Annotated in this window: 4 protein-coding genes; 1 reads left to right on the forward strand and 3 read right to left on the reverse strand. The window is 58.8% G+C overall.

The features are described from left to right. The first annotated feature begins 56 nt into the window (after positions 1-56). Positions 57-1,139, forward strand: a complete 1,083-nt coding sequence (locus K1Y02_25520; GenBank protein MBX7259741.1) for an exo-alpha-sialidase — start codon at positions 57-59, stop codon at positions 1,137-1,139. A 21-nt stretch (positions 1,140-1,160) separates the two neighbouring features. Here K1Y02_25520 and K1Y02_25525 read toward each other — a convergent pair whose 3' ends face one another. The 3 genes from K1Y02_25525 to K1Y02_25535 form a co-directional block, all read right to left on the reverse strand. After that, positions 1,161-1,889 (reverse strand): carotenoid biosynthesis protein, encoded by a 729-nt coding sequence (locus tag K1Y02_25525; protein ID MBX7259742.1) that lies wholly within the window; start codon positions 1,887-1,889, stop codon positions 1,161-1,163. Further along, complete coding sequence (gene crtI, locus K1Y02_25530; GenBank protein MBX7259743.1) at positions 1,876-3,342, reverse strand: phytoene desaturase; 1,467 nt, start codon at positions 3,340-3,342, stop codon at positions 1,876-1,878. Before crtI ends, K1Y02_25525 begins: the two co-directional genes overlap by 14 nt. Positions 3,343-3,358: 16 nt before the next feature. Next, on the reverse strand, positions 3,359-4,479 hold a 1,121-nt coding region (locus K1Y02_25535), incomplete at its 5' end, for a glycosyltransferase (protein MBX7259744.1).

Below are 4,479 nucleotides of genomic sequence, written 5' to 3' on the forward strand. Positions count from 1 at the left end.
TGTGTTACATTCGCGGCTGCACGAACGGCGTGCAGTATCAAGGAGGCGTCCTACTCATGCGTACTACCTGTCAGATTCTCGCGCTAGTCCTCATCCTTATTTGCCCCGTGTTTGCCGCGGACGACATTCAGGTTTCGACGGTTATTGGCCAGGAGTTTCCGGGGAAATACAAGCACCCGTGTACGTTCACGGAACTCGATAACGGCGACATTCTGCTTGCCTATTATGGCGGTAGCGGAGAGTATGAGGACGATTCGAAGGTGTGGGCCATGCGTTTGCCCAAGGGGGAAAGCAAATGGACAACGCCGGTCATCATTGCGGACACGCCGTTTCTGGGTGAGGGCAATCCCGTCGTGTGGCAAGCGCCGGATGGCGTGGTCTGGCTGTTCTACGTGCAGCGGCACGGCAATACATGGTCCGATTCGCGGATTCGCGGCAAGATCTCAACCGATGGCGGCCACACGTGGTCGGATTCGTTCGATATAACGTACGAGCAGGGGACGATGGTGCAGGGGCTGCCGATTGCGTTGCGTGACGGCGATTACCTGCTGCCAGCGTATTTCGAGACCGGCCATGATCGCGAAGCTACGGCGCCGGATACGGCTTCATTCTTCATCCGCATCGATCCCAAGAAGGGCACGTGGACGGAGACCAACCGCATTCATTCCAAGTATGGCAACTTGCAGCCGTCGCCGGTTCAGATTGACGACAATTACCTGGTTGCCTATTGCCGGCGCGGTGGAAGCTTCGATCCGATTCCGGATGGGCGTTTGGTGCGGACCGAATCGCGCGATGGCGGCAAGACGTGGAGCGAAGGCACGGAGTCGCAGTTCAAGAATCCGAATGCGGCGTGCAGTTTCATCCGTCTGAAGAATGGGCACCTTGTGCTGGTATATAACGACAGCATCGTTGACCGGAATCCGTTGACTGTCTCGATCTCCACGGACAATGACAAGACCTATGCCTATAAGCGGGACATTGCACAAGGACCAGTCGAGACGACGACCTTTGCGTATCCCGTTGCGCAGCAGACCAAGGATGGAAAGATCCATGTGATCTGCACCACGGAGACTCGCAGCAAGATTCTTCATTTCGTGTTCGACGAAGAGGCGATTCTGAGTCACAAGGCGGAGCAATAAGCAGGGTCAGATTCAGTCTTCCTAGTCTGGCGCGAGTGCGCGCGTGGAGCGGGTACGGACGACATCCAGAGCGCAGAGCAGGAAGCCAATGATCGAGGCCAGGTATTGTTCGTTGGCCAGGGCGGTCAAGGCGAAGAAGAGTACGATGCTGAGTCCTATGGCTTGGCTGCTGCGGGCAGGCGATGTGGAGCGCCCCGCGACGGCCAGCGCAACATATGACACCAGCAGCCATCCCGCGAAGTTGGTCCATGGGATGCCGTAGTACCAGCCGGGGTGTGTCCAGCGCCAGTAATTTAGGGGGCCGGCCGCAAGCGGATCGATGACGAGATCGATGGCGGTAAGCCACAGGGCCCCAAGGACGAGTCTTTTCCATCCGAATACACGAACGGACGCAAGATGCGCTTGCACGTAGGCTATCAGCACGAGCCACGCACAAATCATCACGACCGGAACGCCAAGGAGCAGAGGTTGCAGGGTCGTTGTGTATTGGTATTCGCCGAAGGGGAAGCGAGTGTGAACGCCGGCGAATTCCGCGAGCAAGCCGACGGCCGCCGCGGCGAGCGTGCGCGCGACGTCTTTTGCCTGCAACGAAGCGAGTGCCAGGATGCCGGCCAACAACAGAAAGACGGGTGCGGTCCATTGCGCGTCGCCGGGAGGACCGTCAAGCAGCCAATAGGAGACAATGCCACCTACCCAAAGGAGGGCGTAGAACGCCACGGCCGCGAATAGAACCGCTTTACGCGCCTTCATGTCTCGCAATCAGTTCACATGTAATGCGTGCCGACTGGAGAACGGTCGGTGTGCCACCGCCGGGGTGGGAACTGCCTCCAACATAATAAAGGCCCGCATAGTTGCGATCTTTGTTGGGCGGACGAAAGAAGGCTTTGCGCCACCCATGCGAATGCGTGCCGTAGATTGCGCCGCCGGGCATCAAGTAGCGATGCGCGATGTGGCGTGGAGTCCACGCGGTTTCCACGGCGATGTCGTCTTCAATATCCGGGAAACCGCCCTTGCGAAGACGATTGAAGACGCGGGAACGCGCATCCTGTAGCGAGGCGCTATCCCAGGAATCGTGGTCGTTTGCGGGTGCGTTGGCCATGACGAACAGCGCCTCACCATCGCCAGGCACTAGCGAACGATCGCTTCGACTTGGCGCGCTCACGTAGACCGTCGGATCGTCGGGGAACCTGCGTTCGTTAAAGAGTTGTCTGAACTCGCGGGGGTAGTCCGCGGAGAAGAAGACGCTGTGGTGATGGATTTCGGGGAGAGAACGCCGAACGCCGAGCAGGAAAACCAGTCCGGATAGCGAGCGCGCCGCGGGAGGCACCGAGGGGCTTTCTGAATTGCCGAGAAGGTGATCTGCGCACGCTGCGTCGCCGTTCATAATGACCACGTCGGCGGGAATCCGCTCGCCGCTGTCAAGCTCGACTCCGGTGGCACGACGCGCGGAATGCGTGATGTGGGAGACCTTGGCGTTCGTACGCAATTCGACGCCATGCTTGTGCAGCAATTGAACAAGGGACTCGACAATGCGGTAGAGGCCACCGGACACATACCAGCCACCAAACGCGTACTCGATGTACGGAATCACGAGAAGTGTCGCCGGGCATTCATACGGAGAAGAACCGACGTACGTAGGGTAGCGGTCGTATAGCTGCTGAAGGTGAGGACTGTTGAAATGGGCCTTGACCGCGTTGTGATAGTTGCCCCATGCGTGGCGAAAGGGGAAGTGGCGAAGGGCCGACAGCACGCGTCTATCGGGAGGCTGCGAGATGGGGCGTCGCAGAAAGGTCTCTTTGGACAATTCCCACAGCCGCGCCCCCAACTGCATGAACCGATAGAATCCATCGATATCATTGGGCGCGATGCGCCGCAACGTGTCTAGCCAATCGGGCAGGTTGCTCGAGTAGATAAACTGCATGCCGTCGTCGTAGTTCATGGATGCAAGGGGGCGCATGAGGACGAGTTCGAGGTGGTCTTCGAGACGCGATCCGGCCACTTCGAAGAGCTCTCGAAAGATCCAAGGCATCGTAATGAGCGAGGGTCCGGTATCGAAGGTGAACCCGGAGGCCTTCCAGGAGTTCATCTTTCCGCCAAGAGCGGGGCCTTGCTCGCACACCGTCACTTGCCAGTTTCGCGCAGCAAGCCGCAACGCAGCCCCGAGTCCGCCCAGTCCGCCACCAATAATTACTGCATGCTTCACGTCGTTGCCTACAGTCTTATCTCGCGCCAACCTGATAGGCGCGGCCTTTCCATGATACGCCTTTTCCACTGACACACAGCCACCATGAATAGACGCCAAGCATTACCAGGAATGCTTCGCCGAAGGGGTGAAAGAGAATCGACCATACGGGATGCCGGAACCGCAGCGACAAGGCAAGACGCGTTGCAAGGGCCGCGAGAACCGAACCTACAGCCATCCACGCGTAGGGCGTTCCGGTTTGAAGCCATATCGGGGCGGCGACGAAGGGGAGGATGAAACAGGCGACATGGCTGACCACGAATCCCCAGAAGTTGAAGGACGACGGAAAGCCTGCATAGAAGTTCTTCTGGAAGCCGCGCCAAATCTCTCCGAGGCTCGTATACATTCGGACGTGGACAACGTCTTTTCCGTCGAGGCAGATGCCCCATTCGCCGCGTTTGCGCCAAGTGCGCGCGAGTGTCAAATCCTCGAGTATTTCGTTCTTCACTGCTTCGTGTCCGCCCACGCGGAAGTAGGCTTCGCGGTTGGCGAGGATGCACGCGCCGTGCGCGACACCGAGGGATGGATATTTCATCTTGAGCGACAACGGAGCGGGGAACGACGAGATGATCAGGAAATTCAGCATGGGCATCAGCAACTGTTCCCAGAAACCTTTTGTCACGAGGAACGGCCAGGCCGAAAGGAGGGTGGCATTGCGGCGGACCGCTTCGTGAAGCAGGCCTGCGGCGGCGCCAGGCTGAATTTCGGTGTCCGCATCCAGGAAGAGCAGCCAGGGCATGCGCGCCTCCTTGGCGAGCCGCCAGCACGCGAACGGCTTTCCGAACCAATCGGGAGGGAGGTCGGCGGGCGTTGCGAGGCGCACGCGGGCGTCGCGAGCACGGTATTGCTCGACAATGGCTCCGGTCGCGTCGATGGAGTGATCGTTATAGACGATGATTTCGCCAACGCATGGTCCCTGTTGGATCGCGGCTTCCAGGCACGTCCCAATGTTTAGTTCTTCGTTGCGCGCGGGAATCAGGATCGCGATGGAAGGTTCCTCGTCGGATATCGCTTGCGGTCTTACCGACGGCCAGCGCAGGCAATTCCAAAGCACGACGATAAGCGTAAACACGCAGATTGCGAGAATGATCCCATTCA

The sequence above is a fragment of the Candidatus Hydrogenedentota bacterium genome (assembly GCA_019695095.1).
Classification (GTDB): domain Bacteria; phylum Hydrogenedentota; class Hydrogenedentia; order Hydrogenedentales; family SLHB01; genus JAIBAQ01.

Coding starts and splice junctions, on each gene's coding strand:
- K1Y02_25520 (MBX7259741.1), top strand. CDS start 57: ATGCGTACTACCTGTCAGATTCTCGCGCTAGTCCTCATCCTTATTTGC.
- K1Y02_25525 (MBX7259742.1), bottom strand. CDS start 1,889: ATGAAGGCGCGTAAAGCGGTTCTATTCGCGGCCGTGGCGTTCTACGCC.